Origin of the sequence: Burkholderia sp. Bp9143 (assembly GCF_003853645.1) — a bacterium.
Taxonomy (GTDB): domain Bacteria; phylum Pseudomonadota; class Gammaproteobacteria; order Burkholderiales; family Burkholderiaceae; genus Burkholderia.
In genome coordinates, this window is the sequence record NZ_QTPO01000003.1 from 101,810 (window position 1) to 119,923 (window position 18,114).

Below are 18,114 nucleotides of genomic sequence, written 5' to 3' on the forward strand. Positions count from 1 at the left end.
GGACGACGGATGACGAAGGTTCAACCCGACTGGCTCGCGCTCGCGACGCGTTTCGCGCAACTGCCCGACGCGCAGCGCGCGGTGTTCATCGACAAGCTCGGCGCGGCCGGCATCGATTTTCGCGTGCTGCCGATCCCGCCGCGCACGCCGCGCGGCGACCGCGTGCCGGCGTCGTTCGCGCAGACGCGGCTGTGGCTGCACGCGCGGTTGATCGACGCGCCGGACGCGTATCACATCACCGAGCGGCTCGCGCTGACAGGCCCGCTCGACGCGCATGCGCTGCGGCTCGCGTGCGATGCGCTGATCGCGCGCCATGAAGCGCTACGCACGACCTTCGACGAAGCGGAGGACGGCGTCGCGCAGACGATCCATGCGCCGCTGCGCTGCCCGTGGCGTGAGACCGATCTCGAAGCGCTGCCCGACGCGCGGCGCGTCGCACGCGCCGAAAGCATCGCGACGGCCGACGAAGCCGATGCGTTCGATCTCGGCGCGGCACCGCTCGTGCGCGCACACCTGATCCGCTTCGACGCGACGCATCACTGGCTCGCGCTGACCGTGCACCACATCGTGTCGGACGGCTGGTCGTCGGGCGTGATGCTGGACGAACTCGCGGCGTTCTATCGCGCGTATGCGTCGGGCGCGCCGGTGCCGCTCGCGCCGCTGCCGATCCAGTACGCGGACTATGCGCTTTGGCAGCGCCGCTGGCTCGATGCCGGCGAACGCGATCGCCAGCTGGCGTTCTGGCGCGAGCGGCTCGACCCGCAGCGCGGCGTACTCACGCTGCCCGGCGCGGCCGCACGGCCCGCACGCCGCAGCGCGCGCGGTGCACGTCACGTGTTTTCGCTCGACGCGCGCACCGGTGCGCAATTGCGCGCCTTCGCGGCCGCGTCGGGCGCGACGCCGTTCGCGGTGTTGCTCGCGGCGCTCGACGCGCTGCTCGCGCGCGCGACCGGCGATGCGCGGATCTGCGTCGGCGTGCCGGCCGCGAACCGTGAACGCGCGGAAACGGCCGGCCTGATCGGCTTCTTCGTCAACACGCTCGCGATCGACGTCGACGTGCCCGCGCACGGCAATTTCTCGGCGCTGGTCGCGCGCGCGCAGCGTGCGCTCGTCGATGCACAGATGCACCAGGACGTGCCGTTCGAGCAGGTCGTCGACGCGCTCGGCGTGCCGCGCAGCGCGAGCCACCATCCGCTGTTCCAGGTGATGGCCGCGTATGGCGAGCGCCGTGCGCTGCCCGCGCTGGGCTCGGCGTCGGCAGCCTTGCTGCCGTCCGGCACGCCGTCCGCGAAATTCGACCTGACGCTCGCCGTCGAGGCGACGCCCGACGGCACGTTCGACGCCGCGTTCATCTATGCGCTCGACCTGTTCGACGGCGACGCGATCGCGCGGCTGGCCGCGCGCTTCGTCACGCTGCTCGGCGATGCGCTCGCGCGTCCCGACATGCCGGTCGGCGATCTCGACTGGCTGCCTGCCGACGAGCTCGCGCAACTCTTCGCGTGGAACGCGCCGGCGGGCGCGGCCGAGGCCGAACCGTTCGTCCCGGTGCATGCACGCATCGCCACGCATGCGAACGCACGGCCCGACGCACGCGGCGTCGCCGACATCGATCGCGCGCTGACGCGCGGTGAGGTCGACGCGCGCGCGGCACGCATCGCGCGTAATCTCGTCGCGGCTGGCGTGCGGCCCGAAATGCGCGTCGGCGTCGCGTTGCAGCGCTCGGTCGACCTGCTGGTCGCGTTGATCGCGGTACTGAAGTCGGGCGCCGCGTTCGTGCCGCTCGATCCGGCCCACCCGCGCGAACGGCTCGCGCAGATCGTCGGTGACGCGGGCATCGCGCACGTGCTGACCGACGGCGCGAGCGCCGCGTCGCTGCCCGAGCTGCCGGCGCTGCGCGTCTGGCGCGCGGACGAAGTCGACGCGCTCGACGAAGCCGCGGACGTCGCGCTGCCGGACGTGCTGCCCGGCCATGCGGCGTACGCGATCTACACGTCGGGCTCGACCGGCAAGCCGAAGGGCGTGATCGTCGATCACGCGGCGTTCGCGCGGCATTGCGTGGCGATCGCGAAGCGCTACGGCGCGGGCGAGCACGACGTGTTCCTGCTGTTCCAGTCGGTCAACTTCGACGGCGCGCACGAGGGCTGGTTTTCGCAATACCTGTCGGGTGCCGCCGTGTCGGTGACGGCCGACGTGCTGTGGCCGCCCGCGCAGACCTGCGCGATGATGGTCCGCGACGGCGTGACGATGACCTACGTGCCGCCCGGCTGCGCCGCGCAGCTCGCGGAATGGGCGCTCGCGCACGGCGCGCCGCCGACGCTGCGCTCGCTGACGGTCGGCGGCGAGGCGACGTCGCGCGAGGCGTTCGCGATGCTGCGCCGCGCGCTGCCGAATGTGCGCGTGGTCAACGGCTACGGCCCGACCGAAACCGTGATCACGCCGACGCTGTGGATGTTCCGTCCCGGCGACGATCTCGCAAAGCTGGGTGACGCCGCCTATCTGCCGATCGGCACGCTGGTCGGCGCACGCACCGCGCACGTGCTCGACGCGCGGCTGCATCCGCTGCCGGTCGGCGTGATCGGCGAGCTATACCTGGGCGGCGAGGGGATCGGCGTCGCGCGCGGCTACCTCGATCGTCCCGCGCTGACGGCCGAGCGCTTCGTACCCGATCCGTACGGCGCGCTTGGCGCGCGCCTGTATCGCACGGGCGACCTCGTGCGGCGCCGCGCGGACGGCGTGTTCGACTTCATCGGCCGCGTCGATCACCAGGTGAAGCTGCGTGGGCTGCGCATCGAACTCGGCGAGATCGAGGCGCAGCTGGCCGCGCACGACGCGGTGCGCGAAGCGTGCGCGGTCGTGCACGGTCAGGGCGCGCAGGCGCAGCTCGTCGCCTACGTCGAACTGACCGCCGATGCGCAGGCCGCCGCGCAACCGGTCGAGGCCGCGACGCTCGACGCGCATCTGCGCCGCACGCTGCCCGACTACATGGTGCCCGCGCAGCTGATCGTGCTCGACGCGCTGCCGCGCAACGCGAACAGCAAGGTCGACCGTGCGCGGCTGCCGGCGCCGGTGCGCGTCGAACGCGCCTACGAAGCGCCGCACGACGGCGACGAAGCCGCGCTCGCGGCGATCTGGTGCGACGTGCTGAACGTCGAGCGTGTCGGCCGCGGCGATCACTTCTTCGAACTCGGCGGCCATTCGCTGGCGGCGGTGCGCGTTGCGACGCGCGTCGCCGAGCGGCTCGGCCGTGACGTGCCGGTGCGTGCGCTGTTCGAAGCGCCGGTGCTCGCGCAGTACGCGCGCCAGGTGGCCGACGCGCCGCGCGCCGCGCACGCCGGCGCCGCGGCGCCAGGCGTCGCGGTGGTCAAACCCGATGCGCACGGCGTGTGGCCGCTGTCGCCCGCGCAGCTCGGCCTGTGGTTCCTGTGGCGCGCGCAGCCGGACAGCGCCGCGTACAACATTCCGGTCGCGCTGCGCGTGCGCGGCCCGCTCGACGTCGATGCACTGCACGCGGCGTTCTCGGCTGCGGCGGCCGCGCACCCGGCGCTGCGCGCACGGCTCGTCGTGCGCGACGGCATGCTGCCGGGCCAGCGGATCGACGCCGCGGCGTCCGTCGCACTGCCGCTCGTCGACCTGTCCGCGCAGCCCGACGCGCTCGCCCGCGCGGCGGCGCTGACCGACGCCGATGCGCTCGCGCCGTTCGATCTCGCGGCCGACGCGCCGCTGTGGCGCGCATGCGTGCTGCGGCTCGCCGCGGACGATCACGTGCTATCGGTGACGATCCATCACATCGTGTCGGATGGCGAATCGATCGAGCTATGGCTCGACGCGGTGCGGGCACGCTATGTCGATCTGGTCCGCGGCTTGGCGACATCGGTGTCGACGCCGGCGCAAAGCACGCCGCTCGTGCTGCCCGCCCCGTGCCATCCGGCTCGCGTCGCTTACTGGCGCGACGCGCTGGCCGACCTGCCGTCTCCCGTGCTGCCGCGGCGCGCGAACGCGCCAGCTGTCCCGCAATGGCGTGCGGCGCGCATCGCGTTCGAGTTCGACGCGTCGCTGATCCGTGCCGCGCGCGACGCCGCGTCGGCTGCGCACGCGACGTTGCCGATGCTGCTGCACGCGGCGCTCAACACCGCGCTGTTCCGCGTGACGGGCGCGGACGACCAGCCGGTCGGCGTGCTCGCATCGACGCGCGAGCTGACGGGCGATGCCGCGCGCGATGCGCTCGGTCTCTTCATCAATTCCGTGGTCGTGCGCACGCGGCTCGACACGACGGCCCGCCGCACGGACGTGCTCGCGCAGGTGCGCGACACGGCGCTCGCCGCGTATGCGCATGCCGACGTGCCGTTCGCCGACGTCGTCGCGGCGCTGCGCGCGCCGCGTGCCGCGCAGGCCAATCCGCTGTTCCAGGTGATGTTCAACTACCTGCGCCCGACCGGCGCCGCCGCGCGCGACTGGGCCGGCCTGTCGCTCGCCGACTTCGACGACGTGCGCCATCGCGTGGTGTTCACGCTGGAGCTGGACGTCGTCGAGCACCCGGACGGCCGCGTGAGTGCCGCGTTTTCGTATGCGGACGAATTGCTCGACGGCGGTTTCGTCGATGCGCTCGTCGAGCGCTATCACGACGAAGTCGCGCGTTTCACCGGTGCGCCGGAAGCGGCACTCGGCCTGCCCGATGCGCTGTTCGCCGCGTCGGCAGCGGTCGCAGTCGACCCGGCAACAGGCAAAGCGACGCACGTCGAGACGGCATCGCGTGCCCCGAACGCTTCAGCCGCGCTTGCCGCGCTGTGGTCGGACACGTTCGCGACGGCCGCGCCCGCACCCGACACCGATCTGTTCGAAGCCGGCGCGACGTCGTTCGACGTCGTGCGCTTCGTCGACGCGGCCAGCCGCGCAGGTCACGCGCTGACGGTGGCCGACGTATTCGCGTTGCCGACGCTCGCGGCGCTGGGTGCGCGTATCGATGCGTCGGCCGAAACGCGGCAGGAGGTGCGCGATGCTGGCTGAAGTGCGCCCGGACGGATTCACGATGCTCGATACGTACCGCCTCGCGTTCGCGGACGGCCTGTTCGCCGTGCGCGACGGCACGGAAATCCGCGTCGCGCAGGGCGACGGCATCGGCGCGCAGTTGCTGCGCGCGCAACTCGCGGACGACGGCACGCTGCGCCTCGTCGCATACAACCATCGCGCGGCGCCGGCCGACCAGCGCCGCGCGCTGCTGGCCGCGCTCGCCGCCGCGTTTTCCGACGACGTGCGCCACGCGGCGATCCGGCTCGACCCGGCCGCATGGCCGGCGGTCGCGCTCGATGCGCTGCGCGCGAGCGGCGTGCTCGCCGACGGCGGCCTGTGCATGCGCGAAGGCTGGGCGCAGCAGGCCGATCTGTGGCGGGTCGGCGCACATCTGCCGTGCGCGACGCTGCCGATGCTGACCGACGGCCGGCGTCATCCGCGCCGGCCGCCCGCGCCGCGCGGCGACGTGTATGCGCGCGACCTGCCGGCGCTGGGCGTGCGCTTCACGCTGCGCGGCTGGCAGCCGGGCGAGGACGCCGCACGCGTCGCGCGCTGGTTCGACGATCCGCGCGTGCGCGACGGCTGGCCGGGCCCGCAGCCCGGCGTGGACGGCACGGCGCCCGATGCCGATCCGCACGTGACGCCGCTCGTCGGCTGCTTCGACGGCGAACCGTTCGCCTATGTCGAGGCGTTCTGGCTGAAGGAAGACCCGCTCGCGCCGCACGTCGGCGCGCGCGACTACGACCGCGGGCTGCGGATGCTGGTCGGCGAGTCGCGCTGGCGCGGCCCGCATTGCGTGGCCGGCTGGCTGCCGTCCGTCGTGCATTACCTGTTTCTCGACGACCCGCGCACCGAAGCGGTCGGCTGCGCGGTCCCGGCCGGCCGCGCGCGGGTCGTCGATACCCTCGCGCGGCATGGCTTCGCGCGGCAGCGCCGCCTGGCGCTCGCCGACGCGCAGCCGCTGTGGATGCGCACGCTGCGCGAGACCTTCTTCTCCGGCCGTCACGTCTGACGGGCCGGATTCACCGACAAGGGAGCTGAGAGACATGCAGAGAGAAACCGTATTCGACCTGATCGGCGTCGGCTTCGGGCCGTCGAACCTGGCGCTGGCCGTGCGCCTCGAGGAGCGGCGTGCGGCGCGTCCGCTCGCGCATTGCTTCATCGAACGCCAGCCGGAATTCGGCTGGCACCGCGGCATGCTGCTCGACGACTGCCGGATGCAGATCTCGTTTCTGAAGGATCTCGTCACGATGCGCGATCCGAAGAGCCGCTACACGTTCATCAACTATCTGTTCGAACGCGGCCGGCTGAACGAATTCGTCAACCTGAAGAACTTCTATCCGACCCGCGTCGAATTCCACGACTACCTGAGCTGGGTCGCCGACGCGTTCGACGAGCACGTCCACTACAGCGAAACCGTCACGGCGATCGAGCCCGTGCGCGGCGACGGCGCGCGGATCGATGCACTGCGCGTGCTGTCGCGCGACGCGGCCGGCCACGAGCGCCAGCGCGTGACGCGTGCGCTGTCGGTCGGCGTCGGCGGCACGCCGGCGGTGCCGGATGCGTTCGCCGTGCTCGGCCGCGATCGCGTGATCCATTCGTCGTCGTACCTGACCGACATCGACCGGCTGGTCGCGTCGCCGGACGGCGAGCGCCGCCGCGTCGCGGTGATCGGCGCGGGGCAGAGCGCGGCCGAGGTGTTCATCGACCTCGCGCGCCGCTTCCCGCACGTCGACGCGAGCCTCGTGATGCGCGCGGGCGCATTGAAACCGGCCGACGACAGCCCGTTCGTCAACGAGATCTTCAGCCCCGAGTTCACCGACGTCGTCTACGCGCAGCCGCACGACGCGCGCCGCGCGCTGCTCGAGCGCTATCGCGATACCAACTACGCGGTGGTCGACCGGCCGCTGATCGAGCAGATCTACGAAATGCTGTACCTGCAGCGCATCGACGGCACGCCGCGCCATGCGCTGCTCGCGAACAGCGCGATCGAGGCCGCGGTGCGCACCGCCGACGGCCGCATCGAGCTGACGCTGCGCGACCGGATGAACGGCGCCACGCGCGTCGAGCGCTTCGACGCGCTCGTGCTCGCGACCGGCTACCGGCGCGACACGCATTCGGCGCTGCTCGAGGGGCTCGTGCCGCATCTGGGCGATGCGCTCACGCGCGGCGACGTCACGCGCGACTACTTGCTCGCGACGCCCGAGCATTTCGCGCCGCGCATCTACCTGCAAGGCTGCTGCGAAGACAGCCACGGCCTGTCCGACACGCTGCTGTCGGTCCTGGCGCGCCGCGCGGACGAGATCTGCGCGTCGCTCGAAGACGGGATCGCGCCCGCCCATGACGATGGCGCGGCCCGGGCACTGCATGAACAACGACATCAAAACGGGGCGAGCGCGGGCCGCATGGCTTTCGCTCTTTGACAAAGGCGCGGTCGGAGACCGCATCGAAAAAGTGGAGCAGAGAAAGATGGAGTGGGCAACAGGCACGCGTGTGCGTGCGATCGAAGCCGCGGCGAGCGTGGCGTTCGGGATGGCGGCAGGGCACGCATTCGCCCAGACGGCGCCGGCCGTGAACGCAGGCGCCGCGGCGTCGGCCGGCAGTGCACGGAACGGTGCGGCGGCCAGTACGGCAGCCGGCGCGCCGAACGGTTCGCCGAGTGGCTCGACGACCGGCACGCTGCCGGCGATCAACGTCAACGCGGGCTCGGAAGGCGACGGCACGGTCGGGCTCGTCGCGAAGCGCAGCAAGACCGGCACCAAGACCGATACGTCGATCAATGAAATCCCGCAGACGATCAACGTCGTCACCGCGCAGCAGATCGAGATGACCGGCGCGACCGACGTGAACGCGGCGCTGCGCTACGTGCCCGGCTTCTCGTCGTACGGCTCGGACAACCGCTCCGACTGGTACGCGGCGCTGCGCGGCTTCACGCCGACCGCGTACGTGAACGGCCTGCAGGTGCCGAACACGCTGAACCTGTCGAGCTGGCGCGTCGATCCGTACATGATCGACAGCATCACCGTGCTGCGCGGGCCGACGTCGGTACTGTACGGCGCGGGCGACCCGGGCGCGATCATCGACGTGCAGACCAAGACGGCCGACGGAGAGCGCGTGCGCGAAGCCGGCGTGCAGTTCGGCAACTATGCGCGCAAGCAGTTCATGATCGACGTCGGCGACAAGCTCGACGCGGACGGCAAGTATGCGTACCGGTTCGTCGGCGTCGCGCGCGACGGCAACGCGCTGACGGGCCCGAACAACGACCAGCGCGTCGCGCTCGCGCCGTCGTTCCGCTGGCGCCCGGACGCGGATACGTCGCTGACGCTCTCGGCCACGTACCTGCAGGACTGGGGCGACATCTCGTCGAACTTCCTGCCGGCGCAAGGCACGGTGCTGCCGAACCCCAACGGGCAGCTGAGCAAGGACGTCTACGGCGGCGACCCGAATTTCAACTACTACCACAAGAAGCAGTGGTCGCTCGGCTACCAGTTCGAGCGGAACCTGAACGCGATGTGGACGTTCCGGCAGAACGTGCGCTGGATGCACCTGTCGCTCGACAACGGCTCGGTGTTCGGCGCCGGCTTCGCGGACGGCAGCCTGACCGACATCAACCGCTGGGCCGGCGTGTTCCAGACGAACTACAGCCGCTTCGACATCGACAACAACCTGCAGGGCCGCTTCGGCACGGGGCCGCTCGAGCACACGCTGCTGCTCGGCTTCCAGTACAACCGGCAGACCGCGACCGACAGCGAATGGCTGGCCGCCGCATCGACGCTGAACATCTACAACCCGGTCTACACGCCGGTCACGCTGTCCGTGTTCTCGCCGCCGAACACCACGTACCGCACCAACACGTACACGACGATGAACACGTTCGGACTCTACGTGCAGGACCAGGTCAAGTGGAACCGCTGGACGCTGACGCTCGGCGGCCGTGAGGACTGGGTCAACCAGCGGATGGACGATCGCGAGGGCGGCACGCAGTCGAAGGCCGACGTCACGGCGTTCACCGGCCGCGTGGGCCTCACTTACCAGGGCGACTACGGGCTGTCGCCGTACGTCAGCTACGCGACGTCGTTCAATCCGCTGATCGGCGTGAACCTGTACGGCGGCGGTCTGCCGCAGCCGACGCGCGGCAAGCAGATCGAGGCCGGCCTGCGCTGGCAGCCGGCAGGCAAGAACCTGATGCTGAGCGCGGCGATCTACCAGATCAACCAGACCAACGTGCTCACGCCGACGCCGACGAATCTCGACCCGACCGGCACGACGTCGGTCCAGACCGGCGAAGTGCGTTCGCGCGGGATCGAGCTGAACGCGACCGGCAAGCTCACGCGGAACCTGTCGCTGATCGCGTCCTACGTCTACCAGGACGTGAAGAACGTGAAGGCGAACGACGCGTCGCTGAACAACTGGCCGGTCGACATTCCGCGCCCGCGCCAGATGGCGTCGCTGTGGGCGGACTGGACGTGGCACACGGGGCCGCTCACGGGCTTCGGCCTGGGCGGCGGCGTCCGTTACCAGAGTGCGTCGGCCGGTGCGGCGGACAACTCGCTGACGGTCGCGAGCTACACGCTGTTCGACGCGGGCGTGCACTACGACACGCGTAACTGGCGCTTTGCCGTGAACGGGACGAACCTGTTCAACCGCCACTACATCAGCGGTTGCCAGTCGACGAACGTCTGCATTTTCGGTACCGACCGCACGGTGATCGCCACCGCGAAATACAACTGGTGACGCCGCGCGCCGCGGCGCGCCGGCCGGCCTCCGGGCCGGTGCGGGCGGGCCGCGGCGCCGTCGTCCGCTTTTTCCACGACGCCTCCATGCCGAAGAAAAATCTCGTCTACATCCAGTCGCTGCGCAACGGTGCGGCCGATCGCGCCGGCCAGCCGGTCGCATACCAGGGCGGCACGCGCTACATGAAGGCGCCGCTCGAATTCCTCGTCGAGCGCCTGAACGACTCGCCGCTCGGCGAACGCTATGCGCTCAAGGGCGTGATCGTCGACGACGACGAAGGCTCGCCGGCCGACCGCGCGAAAGTCGCCGACTACGGGTTCGCGCGCACGCCGGGCCGCCCGTGGATCCTGCCCGACGGGTTGACCGTGCAGGGCCGGCCGGTCGACGAACTGTTCTGCACGATTGCGTCGACGTACCGCCGGCTGCCGCGCGACGCGCGCGAGCGTGTGACGGGCAAGCAGGCGTTCGAGCGCCGCCTGCTCGAACGCCTGCTCGAACTCGACGCCGACGTGGTCGTGCTCGACGGGCTGCTCGTGATCCTCGACGAGCTCGTGCGTCCCGGCGCGCGCTTTCACCGCCGCATCGCGAACATCCACCCCGGCATCACGGCCGACGAATCGCCGTACCAGCGGCGCGGCGCATGGGCGACGCTCGACGCGCTGCACGGCGCGCGCGGCGAACGGGTCGACTGGGCGAGCGGCGCGACCTCGCGCATCGAACCCGTGACGATGACCGGCGCATCGTTCCACTACGTCGACAACGGCATCGATTCCGGCGAGGTGATCTGCGACGTGCTCGACACGCCGATCGCGCCGGACGACACGATTCTCGAACTGCGCTGGAACAACTTCCAGCGCAGCCTGTTTCCGGCGCTCGAGCGGGGGCTTCACATCCTCGCCGATCGCCACGACTCGGGAGCACTGTGATGGAAGACACGCTGACGAAACCGGCCAACGCGGCAGACGCGGTCGAAGGCGAGGTGGCCGCGGCACTCGACAGTGCCGCGCACGTGCAGGAACCGCCCGTCGTCGAGCGCACGCTCGACGCGTGGCGGCCCGACGATCCGCCGGCCGCGCTGCTCGCGGAATTCGTCGCGCTGTTCAACACGGACACGCGGCACGACGCGGCGACGGTGTCGGTGCCGCTCGGTGGCGCCGCTCCGGCGGCCGTCGCGTCGTACGTCGCCCGGGCGGTGCGCGAAGGCGTGATCGACGACGCGCAGGTCGCGGGCGACCGGCTGCGCCTGAGTGCGTCGCGCGCGACGTTCTGGCAGAACCCGCTGCCGTGGCTGAAGGCGCCCGCGTCGGGCGGGATGCCGCTGCGCTACACGATCACGAACGGTCATCGACATCCGGTGCGGCCGCCGTCGCCGGCCGGCGAGATCTATGCGCGCGACATGCCGCAGGTCGGGATGACGTTCAGCCTGCGCACCGTCGACATCGATGCGCATGCGCAGCTGTTCAGCGACTGGATGAACCTCGATCGCGTCGCGCACTTCTGGGATCAGCGCGGCACGCTCGACGAGCACGCCGCGTATCTCGCGGAGCGGCTCGCGGATCCGCACATGCATCCGATGATCGGCTATTTCGACGACACGCCGTTCGGCTATTTCGAGTTCTACTGGGCGAAGGAGGACCGCCTCGCGCCGTTCTACGACGCGCATGACTACGATCGCGGGCTGCACCTGCTGATCGGCGACTCGCGCTTCCAGAGCGCGGGCAAGCTGCACGCATGGTGGAGCGGGGTGCTGCACTACATGTTCGTCGACGAACCGCGCACGCAGCGGCTCGTCGGCGAGCCGCGCGTCGATCACGTGCGGCATATCGCGTACATGCACCGGCTCGGGTTCCATACGCTGAAGGAGTTCGACTTCCCGCACAAGCGCGCGGCGCTCACCGTGATGGAGCGCGAGACATTCTTCGACACTTTCCGGTTGCCGTGACGGGACGGGTGCGCGAAGCGTCGATGCGTCGATTTGCCGGCGGCGGCGTTTCGCGCGGCGAGAAGGGGGCGGGCATCTGCCGTTCGGGATATGGATCGGGCGGGTGGCATGAGGAAGAATGGATTGCACCCTCATCACGGACAGGTCACGACGACATGGCAAGCACACCCGCGACGGCATCGGGCGCGATCCCCGATCCATGCTACCCGACACTGACATATGCCAGCATATGCCTAAAATGGGCGCATCATACTCCCATGGAGTGGCTCATGCGCACCGTTTCCATTTTCAAGAACGCCCGTAACCAGGCAATCCGCATCCCGAAGGACATGGAATTCGAGGGTGTGACGGAACTCGAAATCCGCCGCGAGGGCGACACGCTGCTGCTGCGTCCGGTGCGGCCGACGTGGCTGTCGTTCGCCAGTGAACCGGTGGCCGATGCCGATTTCCTCGTCGAGCGCCCGGCTGTCGTCGAATCCGGCCGTTTCGACCTGTCCGGTGCCGATGACGACGCGCCGGCGGAGTCGGGCCGGTGACCACGCTCTACATGCTCGATACGAACATCTGTTCGTTCATCATGCGCGAGCGGCCGCCCGTGGTGTTGTCCCGGTTGCAGTCGTGCGTCAATGCGCAGCACCGGATCGTCGTGTCGGCGATTACCTATGCCGAAATGCGGTTCGGCGCGGTCGGCAGAAAGGCATCGCCGAAGCATGCGGAACTCGTCACGGCCTTTGTCGCGCGGCTGGACGGCGTGCTGTCGTGGGATACCGCGGCGGTCGATGCGACGGCCGCGATTCGCGTCGACCTTGCCGCACGTGGCACGCCGATCGGCGCGAACGACGCGTCGATCGCCGGTCACGCGATCGCGGCCGGTGCCGTGCTGGTCACGATCAATAGTCGCGAATTCAGCCGCGTCGCGGGGTTGTCGCTCGAAGACTGGGCGGCCTCGGCCTAGGGCTGTGCATGCGCGATGGCATTGCTGTCGCGCGGTCGCACGTCATGTCCGGGGCACGGACGGATCCGCGAGGAAAGCACCGCGGAACGCGTCGAGATATCGGTCGGCGTCAGCGCTGAATTCACCCGGCAGCAGCGCGAACGCGCGGGCCTGCAGATCCTGCCCGAGCGTCGCGTAAGTCGCATCGTCGGATAACAGCGCGCGGATCACATCGTGCGTCTGCCGCGAAGCAATCCGCTTCGCATCGCGCGCCAGCAGTGCCGCTGCCGCCAGCTCCGGCTGGAAGCCGTGCCGCTCGAGCAGGTCAGGCGCAACGTCCCAGATGCGCTCGCGATTGCCCGCGTCGTGAAAATGCGTGAGCAGGAACAGCAGGTCGTACGCGTCGCTGTTCTGGCGCGCGCGCCGGTCCTTCCACGCAAGCAGCTTCAACAGCGCAAGGGCGGGCAGGCTCGCCACCGGCACCGCGATGCCGGCCCCGATCGACACGGCCAGCGCCGTATCGACCGCCTCCTGAAAGCCCAGCACGTTCAGCACGACATCGCCGCCCGGCGGCCACGCGATTTCGCCGGGCGGCGTTTCGAGCGGGCCGAACGGCACGAGATCGAGTTCCGTGCGAAAGGCCTGCGTTCCGCTGTCGAACAGCAGTTTCTGCTGATGCTTCGGCGCACGTACGAATTGCCCGGTCGCGACGAGCGCATCGACGAGCCGTTCGTGAAACGGCCAGCTCACCGCGCACACCGCGACGTCGACGTCCCGCGTCGCACGCACCGGCCGGATGCCATGGACATGCCACAGCAGGATGTCGCGCGCGGTTGCGCCGGCGACGACGAATGCCGCGTCGAGTTGCGCGCAGGCCGCACGGACCGCCTGCAGCAGCGCGACCGCCGCCGGCTCGAGCGGCCGGCGCGCGTCGATTTCAAGCGGGCGGGTGGGCGAGGTATCGGTCATGGATGTGTTCGGCGGCGGCGAGATTGCGGCTGTCCCCGGATGAGACGAGATCCGCGTAGATCAGCAGCGGTGGCACGAGCGGCACGTCCTGCTCGCGCCAGTCGAGTGCCGGCGACGGCGGCCAGAATGCTTCGAGCAGCTCGACGTCGCCACGCTCGTCCGGGCGCAGGCGCGCCTGAAGCAGCAGGCGGTTCGACATGGTGCCGTGCGTATAGATGGTGACCGCGGCCGGCTTCAGGTCGTGCGTCAGCAGGTCGGCCGCAGGTTCGCCGCCGAGCCGCGCGTCGAATGCCGCGAAATCGAAGCCGCGCCACCAGTCGGGCGCGAGCGCGGCAAACCGCCGGCTCGGCAGTTTCGCGCGCAGGCGGCTCGGGTACAGCGCGACCCATTCCCGCACGAAGCCCGGCCAGTCGGGAAACACGCGCTCGCCGTTGCGCCGCTGTGCGACGAGGCCGCGTGCGATCAGGTCGTCCAGCGCGAGATTGACCGTGCCGAGCGCGACGCCCGACGCGGCGGCGATCGCCCGGAGCGGTTGCGCGACGAGGCCGGGTTGCGTCGCGAGCGCGAACATCACGGCGAGCCCCTTGGGCGTCGTCGCGCGCGATGCCTGCCGGCGCGGCGTGCGTGCAGGTTTCGGCCGGCCGGAGATCATCACGGTCGCCTCCGGCTGGATCAGGCACGCATTGCCGGCGGTATCGAGGTACGGGATCTCATGCTCGATCAGTCGGGCGGCCAGCTCGGCCGAAAAATACGGCGCGATCAGCATCAGCGGCCGCTCGCCGGGCGTCGGGGTAGCGCGGCGGCGTAACGCGGCGAGCGCGCCTTGCAGCGATTCGACGCCGACGCTCACAACCGCCGGCATCTCGAAGGTCTGCCCGGCAATGCCGAAGCGGATCACCGCGTCGGCATGCGCGTTGTATGCGGCCGGCACACGCACGGGCCGTGCATCGAAGCGCCGGGTCGCGCGTTCGAACGCGGCGCAGGCTTCGTCGAGCACGTGCTGTTCCGATATCGGCAGGGTGGCGTTCTCGGGCATCGGGGTGGACCGCTTGTTCACTTTTTCATCAGCGTACACAAAAAATGTACAACCGTCAAAAAATGAACAAATGCGCCCAACTCATTGATAGGGCGTAATTATTCCTGAGTGCCGACTGGCAATCAACGACCGCTCTCGCCCAAAAAATCGAGACCCAACACACAGTGTCGCGAATCCTGATCGTGCGCGGCAGTCGTCCGGATGGCCGGCTTCCTCCCCCTGGGCGATTCGTCGCGTGCCACCCAGATCGACCGGCAACCCCAGGTTGTCGCCACGACGACTTTCTATCTGTTCGGTTGCTGCTCAACCGACTATCCTTGCCTGCACATTCCCCACGAAACCCAGGAGACGACACCGTGACGCACAGCGTGATCCCCGCAGGCCTCGCCGACGAAATGATCGAGATCCGGCACCGCATTCATGCCCACCCCGAACTGGGCTTCGAGGAATTCGCGACGAGCGACCTCGTCGCCGGGCAGTTGCAGGCGTGGGGCTACACGGTGCATCGCGGGCTCGGCGGCACCGGTGTCGTCGCGCAGCTGAAGGTCGGCAGCGGCACACAGCGCCTCGGCCTGCGCGCCGACATGGACGCGCTGCCGATCCACGAGTCGACCGGCCTGCCGTACCAGAGCACGATCCCGGGCAAGATGCACGCGTGCGGCCACGACGGTCACACGGCGATGCTGCTCGCGGCCGCGAAGCACCTGGCGCGTGAGCGCCGCTTTTCCGGCACGCTGAACCTGATTTTCCAGCCGGCCGAGGAAGGGCTCGGCGGCGCGAAGAAAATGCTCGACGACGGGCTGTTCGAGCAGTTCCCGTGCGACGCGATCTTCGCGATGCACAACATGCCGGGCTTCCCGACCGGCAAGTTCGGCTTCCTGCCGGGGCCGTTCATGGCGTCGTCGGATACCGTGATCGTCGACGTGCAGGGGCGCGGCGGCCACGGCGCGGTGCCGCACAAGGCGATCGACCCGGTCGTCGTGTGCGCGCAGATCGTCATCGCGCTGCAAACGATCGTGTCGCGCAACGTGTCGCCGCTCGACATGGCGATCGTCACGGTCGGCGCGATCCACGCGGGCGAGGCGCCGAACGTGATTCCCGACCGCGCGCAGATGCGCCTGTCCGTGCGCGCGCTGAAGCCCGAAGTGCGCGACCTGCTCGAGACGCGCATCAAGGAAGTCATTCATGCGCAGGCGGCCGTGTTCGGCGCAACCGCGACGATCGACTACCAGCGCCGCTACCCGGTGCTCGTCAACGATGCGGAGATGACGGCATTCGCGCGCGGCGTCGCGCGAGAGTGGGTCGGCGAAGCGAACCTGATCGACGGGATGGTGCCGCTCACCGGCAGCGAGGATTTCGCGTTCCTGCTCGAGAAGCGGCCGGGCTGCTACCTGATCATCGGCAACGGCGACGGGGAGGGCGGCTGCATGGTGCACAACCCCGGCTATGACTTCAACGACGCGGCACTGCCGATCGGTGCGTCGTACTGGGTCAAGCTGGCGGAGGCGTTTCTGGTGTGACGCGTCGGCGCGTTTGACGCTTCTTGACATCGACGGGACGGGCCGCGTGCTACGCTGCGCGCGACGCCGGACCGGCTCGATGAATACAGGTGCGCCCCCATGCGAAGACAACTTTTGACGGTGCTGACGGCTTGCGCGTTCAGCGTTCTGGCGGCCGGATGCGACGACCAGAAGGTCGCCGACGCGGTGAATGCGCTCAAGCCCGATCCGATGGCATTCGGCAATCTGCAGCCAGGCGTCTCGACGGCCGAGGACGTGCTCCGCCAGGCCGGCAAGCCCGAGATGGTCAGGCAACGCGAAGACGGCGCGCAGCGGTTCGAGTATCCGCGCGGTCCGTACGGCACCAGCACCTACATGCTCGATTTCGGTCCGGACGGTCGGCTCGTGTCGATCATGCAGGCGCTGACGGCGGCGAACCTCGCGAAAGTCGTGCCCGGGATGTCGAAGGACGACGTGCGGCAGTTGCTCGGCAAGCCGACCGAGGTCGCGCAATACGCGTTGAGCCACGAAGAGGTATGGAGCTGGCACTGGGCCGAGGGCGGCGTATCGGGCAGTGCGATGTTCAACGCGCATTTCTCGCCCGACGGCACCGTGGTCCGGACTTCGCGTTCGGAAGCGCCGGGCCGCGAGAAACCCTGACCTCGCGGCGCTTCACCGCGTTCCGTCAGAACGCCGTACCGCCGAACAGCGCCGCCGCCATCTCCGGATTCGACGGCCAGTACATGTGCATGTACGTCGCGACGATCGGGCCCGTGCGATAAACCGCTTCGCCGCTGCCGGGCGCCCCATCGGGCCGGGCAGCGGCCGCCGCCGGCGCCAGCGGCGTATCGAGCCGCGAGTAATGAAACGTATGACCGCGCATCGGTCCGGTGCGCGTGCCCAGCTGCTGCATCCCGAGCGCCGCGAACCGGCGCTGCATCGTCGCATGGCCCGACAGCAGCCCGAGCATCGGCCTCGTCACGCCGTCCACGTCGGTCAGCGATTCGCACAGATACACCATCCCCCCGCATTCCGCGACGATCGGCCGGCCGGCGGCCACGTGCGCGCGAATCGTCCGCGCGGTCACGGCATTCCCCGCGAGCGTCGCCGCATGCAACTCCGGATAGCCGCCCGGCAGGAACAGCGCATCGCAATCGTCCGGCACGGGTTCGTCGGCAAGCGGCGAAAAGAATCGCAACTGCGCACCGAGCGTATCGAGCAGCGCGAGATTGGCCGGATAGATGAACGAGAACGCCGCGTCGCGCGCGATCCCGATCCGCTTGCCGGCGAGCGCACGCGGCAACGGGGCGCAGACGTCCGGTGCCGCGAACGAGACGGCGGGCGGCAATTCGGCGAGCGCTGTCCGCGCGAGCACGTCGGCCGCGCGCTCGAGCCGCGCATCGAGGTCGTCGATGTCGGCCGGCTGGTGCAGGCCGAGATGCCGCTCGGGCAGCGCGATGCCCGCATCCGCCGGCACGTGCCCAAGCCAGCGCAAGTCGTCCGGCAGCGCCTGCCGCAACAGTTCCGCGTGTCGCGGCGACCCGACGCGGTTCGCCAGCACGCCGTGAAACGGCACCTCCGGCCGGAACCGTGCGAGCCCGAACGCGATTGCCGCGAACGTCTGCGCCATCGCCTTCGCGGAAATCACCGCGACGACCGGCACGCCGAACGCGGCCGCGAGATCGGCGCTGCTCGGCGTGCCGTCGAACAACCCCATCACGCCTTCGATCAGGATCAGGTCCGCGTCGCGCGCCGCATCGGCAAGCAGCGCACGGCAGCCGGCTTCCCCGACCATCCCGAGGTCGAGCGCATGCACGGGGGCGCCGCTCGCGCGTTCGAGCAGCATCGGATCGAGAAAATCCGGCCCGGTCTTGAACACGCGCACGCGCCGGCCGAGCCGCCGGTGCAGCCGCGCGAGGCCGGCCGTCACCGACGTCTTGCCCTGGCCGGACGCGGGTGCGCTGACGAACAACGCGGGGCAGGCCGGCATCGG

General features: G+C 69.9%; 13 protein-coding genes. 10 read left to right on the forward strand and 3 right to left on the reverse strand.

Annotation, left to right across the window (positions count from 1 at the left end):
• Window positions 1-9 precede the first annotated feature (9 nt).
• From DIE23_RS03110 to DIE23_RS03145, 8 genes are all read left to right on the forward strand, one after another.
• The gene (locus DIE23_RS03110) at window positions 10-5,004 is read left to right on the forward strand and encodes a non-ribosomal peptide synthetase (RefSeq protein ID WP_124610743.1); all 4,995 of its coding nucleotides are present in this window, start codon (window positions 10-12) and stop codon (window positions 5,002-5,004) included.
• Complete coding sequence (locus tag DIE23_RS03115) at window positions 4,994-6,019, forward strand: GNAT family N-acetyltransferase (RefSeq protein WP_124610744.1); 1,026 nt, start codon at window positions 4,994-4,996, stop codon at window positions 6,017-6,019. The genes DIE23_RS03110 and DIE23_RS03115 overlap by 11 nt, the downstream gene beginning before the upstream one ends.
• Window positions 6,020-6,053: 34 nt before the next feature.
• Window positions 6,054-7,430, forward strand: a complete 1,377-nt coding sequence (locus DIE23_RS03120) for a lysine N(6)-hydroxylase/L-ornithine N(5)-oxygenase family protein (RefSeq protein ID WP_124610745.1) — start codon at window positions 6,054-6,056, stop codon at window positions 7,428-7,430.
• A gap of 46 nt (window positions 7,431-7,476) precedes the next feature.
• Window positions 7,477-9,741 carry a TonB-dependent siderophore receptor gene (locus DIE23_RS03125; protein WP_124610746.1) on the forward strand — a complete coding sequence of 755 codons (2,265 nt, stop codon included), beginning with the start codon at window positions 7,477-7,479 and terminating at the stop codon, window positions 9,739-9,741.
• Between the two features lie 86 nt (window positions 9,742-9,827).
• Window positions 9,828-10,667, forward strand: coding sequence for a formyltransferase family protein (locus DIE23_RS03130; RefSeq protein ID WP_124610747.1), 840 nt, complete (start codon window positions 9,828-9,830; stop codon window positions 10,665-10,667).
• On the forward strand, window positions 10,667-11,683 hold the full coding sequence (locus DIE23_RS03135; protein WP_124610748.1) for a GNAT family N-acetyltransferase: 1,017 nt from the start codon (window positions 10,667-10,669) through the stop codon (window positions 11,681-11,683). The genes DIE23_RS03130 and DIE23_RS03135 overlap by 1 nt, the downstream gene beginning before the upstream one ends.
• Window positions 11,684-11,952: 269 nt before the next feature.
• Window positions 11,953-12,219 carry a type II toxin-antitoxin system VapB family antitoxin gene (gene vapB, locus DIE23_RS03140; protein ID WP_124610861.1) on the forward strand — a complete coding sequence of 89 codons (267 nt, stop codon included), beginning with the start codon at window positions 11,953-11,955 and terminating at the stop codon, window positions 12,217-12,219.
• On the forward strand, window positions 12,216-12,638 hold the full coding sequence (locus DIE23_RS03145; RefSeq protein ID WP_124610749.1) for a PIN domain-containing protein: 423 nt from the start codon (window positions 12,216-12,218) through the stop codon (window positions 12,636-12,638). The genes vapB and DIE23_RS03145 overlap by 4 nt, the downstream gene beginning before the upstream one ends.
• 42 nt (window positions 12,639-12,680) lie before the next feature.
• Here DIE23_RS03145 and DIE23_RS03150 read toward each other — a convergent pair whose 3' ends face one another.
• Both DIE23_RS03150 and DIE23_RS03155 read right to left on the reverse strand, forming a co-directional pair.
• On the reverse strand, window positions 12,681-13,586 hold the full coding sequence (locus tag DIE23_RS03150; RefSeq protein WP_124610750.1) for a nucleotidyl transferase AbiEii/AbiGii toxin family protein: 906 nt from the start codon (window positions 13,584-13,586) through the stop codon (window positions 12,681-12,683).
• Window positions 13,555-14,622 (reverse strand): type IV toxin-antitoxin system AbiEi family antitoxin, encoded by a 1,068-nt coding sequence (locus DIE23_RS03155; RefSeq protein ID WP_124610862.1) that lies wholly within the window; start codon window positions 14,620-14,622, stop codon window positions 13,555-13,557. Before DIE23_RS03155 ends, DIE23_RS03150 begins: the two co-directional genes overlap by 32 nt.
• A 356-nt stretch (window positions 14,623-14,978) precedes the next feature.
• Here DIE23_RS03155 and DIE23_RS03160 point away from each other — a divergent pair, with 356 nt between their 5' ends.
• Window positions 14,979-16,142, forward strand: a complete 1,164-nt coding sequence (locus tag DIE23_RS03160; RefSeq protein ID WP_124610751.1) for a M20 aminoacylase family protein — start codon at window positions 14,979-14,981, stop codon at window positions 16,140-16,142.
• Between the two features lie 99 nt (window positions 16,143-16,241).
• Window positions 16,242-16,781: an outer membrane protein assembly factor BamE gene (gene bamE / locus DIE23_RS03165; RefSeq protein WP_124610752.1), complete on the forward strand. Its 540-nt coding sequence runs from the start codon at window positions 16,242-16,244 to the stop codon at window positions 16,779-16,781.
• Between the two features lie 25 nt (window positions 16,782-16,806).
• Here bamE and DIE23_RS03170 read toward each other — a convergent pair whose 3' ends face one another.
• Window positions 16,807-18,111, reverse strand: a complete 1,305-nt coding sequence (locus DIE23_RS03170) for a cobyrinate a,c-diamide synthase (RefSeq protein ID WP_124610753.1) — start codon at window positions 18,109-18,111, stop codon at window positions 16,807-16,809.
• Window positions 18,112-18,114: the final 3 nt, after the last annotated feature.

Coding starts and splice junctions, on each gene's coding strand:
- DIE23_RS03110 (WP_124610743.1), top strand. CDS start 10: ATGACGAAGGTTCAACCCGACTGGCTCGCGCTCGCGACGCGTTTCGCG.
- DIE23_RS03115 (WP_124610744.1), top strand. CDS start 4,994: ATGCTGGCTGAAGTGCGCCCGGACGGATTCACGATGCTCGATACGTAC.
- DIE23_RS03120 (WP_124610745.1), top strand. CDS start 6,054: ATGCAGAGAGAAACCGTATTCGACCTGATCGGCGTCGGCTTCGGGCCG.
- DIE23_RS03125 (WP_124610746.1), top strand. CDS start 7,477: ATGGAGTGGGCAACAGGCACGCGTGTGCGTGCGATCGAAGCCGCGGCG.
- DIE23_RS03130 (WP_124610747.1), top strand. CDS start 9,828: ATGCCGAAGAAAAATCTCGTCTACATCCAGTCGCTGCGCAACGGTGCG.
- DIE23_RS03135 (WP_124610748.1), top strand. CDS start 10,667: ATGGAAGACACGCTGACGAAACCGGCCAACGCGGCAGACGCGGTCGAA.
- vapB (WP_124610861.1), top strand. CDS start 11,953: ATGCGCACCGTTTCCATTTTCAAGAACGCCCGTAACCAGGCAATCCGC.
- DIE23_RS03150 (WP_124610750.1), bottom strand. CDS start 13,586: ATGACCGATACCTCGCCCACCCGCCCGCTTGAAATCGACGCGCGCCGG.
- DIE23_RS03155 (WP_124610862.1), bottom strand. CDS start 14,622: ATGCCCGAGAACGCCACCCTGCCGATATCGGAACAGCACGTGCTCGAC.
- bamE (WP_124610752.1), top strand. CDS start 16,242: ATGCGAAGACAACTTTTGACGGTGCTGACGGCTTGCGCGTTCAGCGTT.
- DIE23_RS03170 (WP_124610753.1), bottom strand. CDS start 18,111: ATGCCGGCCTGCCCCGCGTTGTTCGTCAGCGCACCCGCGTCCGGCCAG.